This window comes from Bacillus hominis (genome assembly GCF_018332515.1).
Lineage (GTDB): Bacteria > Bacillota > Bacilli > Bacillales > Bacillaceae_G > Bacillus_A > Bacillus_A hominis.
This window is the reverse complement of sequence record NZ_BOQD01000364.1, coordinates 1-3,081: the sequence shown is the minus strand read 5'-3', so window position 1 is coordinate 3,081 and position 3,081 is coordinate 1. Positions and strand designations below refer to the sequence as shown.

Annotated in this window: 3 protein-coding genes and 1 pseudogene; all 4 read left to right on the top strand. The window is 34.6% G+C overall.

Features of this window, described 5'->3' with window-relative positions; genetic code table 11:
• Positions 1 to 238, top strand: a pseudogene (locus KI356_RS24805) (thiol reductant ABC exporter subunit CydD); the annotation flags it as partial.
• A complete protein-coding gene (cydC, locus tag KI356_RS24800) occupies positions 235 to 1,959 on the top strand; it encodes a thiol reductant ABC exporter subunit CydC (protein WP_212936762.1) in 1,725 nt (574 codons plus the stop codon). The pseudogene KI356_RS24805 and the gene cydC, both read left to right, overlap by 4 nt.
• Positions 1,960 to 2,153: 194 nt before the next feature.
• Entirely contained in the window at positions 2,154 to 2,375 is a 222-nt protein-coding gene (locus tag KI356_RS24795) for a hypothetical protein (RefSeq protein ID WP_212936761.1), read from the top strand.
• Between the two features lie 243 nt (positions 2,376 to 2,618).
• Positions 2,619 to 3,068, top strand: a complete 450-nt coding sequence (locus KI356_RS24790; protein WP_128281390.1) for a DUF6376 family protein — start codon at positions 2,619 to 2,621, stop codon at positions 3,066 to 3,068.
• Positions 3,069 to 3,081: the final 13 nt, after the last annotated feature.

Sequence of the window (3,081 nt, the reverse complement as noted above, 5' to 3'; positions counted from 1 at the left end):
ATTAGATGAACCTACAGCACATCTTGATATTGAAACTGAATTTGAAATAAAGCAATCGATGTTACGTCTGTTTGAAGGTAAGCTAGTATTTCTTGCAACGCATCGTCTCCATTGGATGAAGCAAATGGATCATATTCTTATTTTAAATAAAGGGGAAATTAAAGAACGTGGAACATATGAAGAACTTTTAAAGAATGAGACATTACATTTTCATAGGGAAGAGAGGGGAGAGCGATGAGTAACTGGATTAAACCTCATATACAGCAAAATAAAGGTAGAATGACGTTGACTATTTTCCTCGGGCTTCTTGGAGTTAGTTCAGGTGCGATGTTACTTTTCATTTCAGGTTATTTAATTTCTAAATCTGCTCTCAGACCAGAAAATGTAATGGTTGTATATGTTCCTATAGTTGCAACGCGTGCGTTTAGTATAGGGCAAGCTGTCTTTCATTATTTAGAGCGTTTAGTAGGGCATGACGTCGTTCTACGAATTTTAGAAAAAATGAGGACAAAACTATATAGAATTGTAGAACCACAGGCGTTATTTTTGCGCTCAAGATTTCAAACTGGTGATGTACTGGGTGTATTGTCTGATGATATAGAACATTTACAGAATCTATATTTACGTACAATATTCCCTAGTATATTAGCGTTAGTTGTATATAGCATTTTCGTACTTGTTATCGGTGCATTTGACTTAGTATTTGCACTTATCGCAGCTTGTATGTTAGCTGTTATTGTTTTTCTTCTTCCATTCGTATCACTACTTTTGATGAAACGACATCATGTTGCTTTGAAGCGAGGAAGAAATCGTATGTATCAACAATTGACAGATGCTGTATTTGGGTTATCTGATTGGCAGGCGAGTGGTAGAAAAGATGAATTTATTAATGCGTATGTAGAGCAAAATGTCCAGCTGTTAAAGACAGAAAAGAGAGTGAAACGCTGGTACCATATTCGGGATAGTATCATTCATTTAATAGTAGGTATTGTAGTTATTTCGATGATTTTGTGGACTGGCAATCAAGCGGCAAGTGAACAAATTGCACCTACAGTTATCGCAGCATTCGTATTAATGACATTATCTGTGACGAATGTGCTTATTCCTGTATCAGATGCTATTGATCGAATTCCATCTTATGTAGAATCTGTGCATCGGCTTAATAGCGTAGAAAGTGATAGCGCTTTGGATGATGGTAAGGAGTTATCTGGAGATAAAGAATACGTCGTACCAAAACATGTAGATATTGAACTGAGTAATGTATCGTATAATTACCCGAATAGTAATGAATCCGTATTAAAAGATGTATCATTGCAAATAAAGGCAGGAAAGAAAATTGCTATTTTAGGTAGAAGTGGAACAGGAAAATCTACTTTACTAAAATTGTTAACTGGGGCACTACGTCCGGTGAATGGCCAAGTTATATTGAATGGTGAACAAGCTCATACGGATTTTTTGTCAAAATATATTTCTGTATTAAACCAAAAACCACATTTATTCGATACGACAATTGGAAATAATGTGCGGATCGGTAAACCAGAGGCTAATGATGAAGAGATATGGAAAGCTTTAGAGAAAGCACAGCTAGCACCGCACATTGCTTCTCTTCCTAATGGATTACAAACAAAAATGCATGAAATGGGAAAGCGGTTTTCTGGAGGAGAAAGGCAAAGGGTAGCATTTGCAAGAACTCTTATGCAAGAAGCATCAATCATTGTCCTTGATGAACCGACTATCGGTTTAGATCCTAAAACGGAATTAGCCTTAATAGAAACAATGTTTTCTGCAACAGAAGAAAAGACTGTTATTTGGATTACACATCATCTTGTAGGGATTGAACATGTAGATGAAGTGATTTTCCTTGATAGTGGTCAAATCGCTATGCAAGGTAGTCACGAACAGCTACTGAAAGAAAATGAGAAATATCGTAGATTATACGAGCTTGATAAAGGTATATAAGAATGAAATGCAAAAAAACACAAATTCTTGGTAGTTCAAGGTTTGTGTTTTTTGTATTTGTGGTGAAATCATATAAGTCGTATAAGCTAGTTGATTATGAAATGGTTATATATTGTTAGAAAGGGTGTTTAAAACCTATCCTTTCAAGGCAATACTTGAGCCATAGTGAATGGATTGTTGGAAGGCGTGATTATATGTTTGAAGAGGATGGCATTGTTTTAATTTTGGAGCCTGCTGATGAACGGAATATGAGGAAATTTATTTTTACAGTACCGAAGTCAGTTTATGAAAAAAAAGAGATTTTATTACATTACGGAACACCTTTAGGCCAAGGATATACGGATATTATAGAAGATATTATTAGTGTACATATAGACATAGATATTGTAGCGATAATAGGGCATGTGAGAGGATAAAGAGAAACTTTAATTAGTGGGAGTTATACTGACCTTGAAAACAGACATACTTAAAATAAGTGTGTCTGTTTTCATATTTAAATGAAGATAGTTTCGAGGTACATGTTGAACAGGATAATAATGATTTTTCTAGAATGTGTAAGAGGAAGAGTAAAAAATAAGATATGATGTGATAAGGTGTATAAGAAGAAAACAAAGAGTTTATAAATGAATAAAAGTATGACAATTATTTAGGAGGTAAAAATGAAGTTTACAAAAACAATGTTACTTTCAATTGTAGTTTCAATTGGTTTGATGGGATGTTCGCTAGTAGAGGAAGGAAAGAACTCCATAGATTATGCTCAAAAAGCGACGGACTATGTAAATGAAATAAGTGCATTTGCAAATGAAGCACCAGCATTAGCTGAAAAGGCCGTTAATGATGGAGAAGCTCGAAAAGAACTGGAAACGAAACTTACTGAAATTAAACAAGATATACCAGCTTTTAATGAATTAACACCACCGGATGTAGCGAAAGACCTTCACCAGCAAATCGTCGGATATAATGAAAAGTTAAATACATTAATTGATACATCTATGCAAAAGATAGAGGAAGGAAAAATGAATGTAGAGCAGTTTAAAAACTCTGAGCTTATGCAGACGATAGAACAAGTTCGTGATTTGAAAGATAAGGTTCAAAATTTAGGGCAATAACAAAAAGATCCGT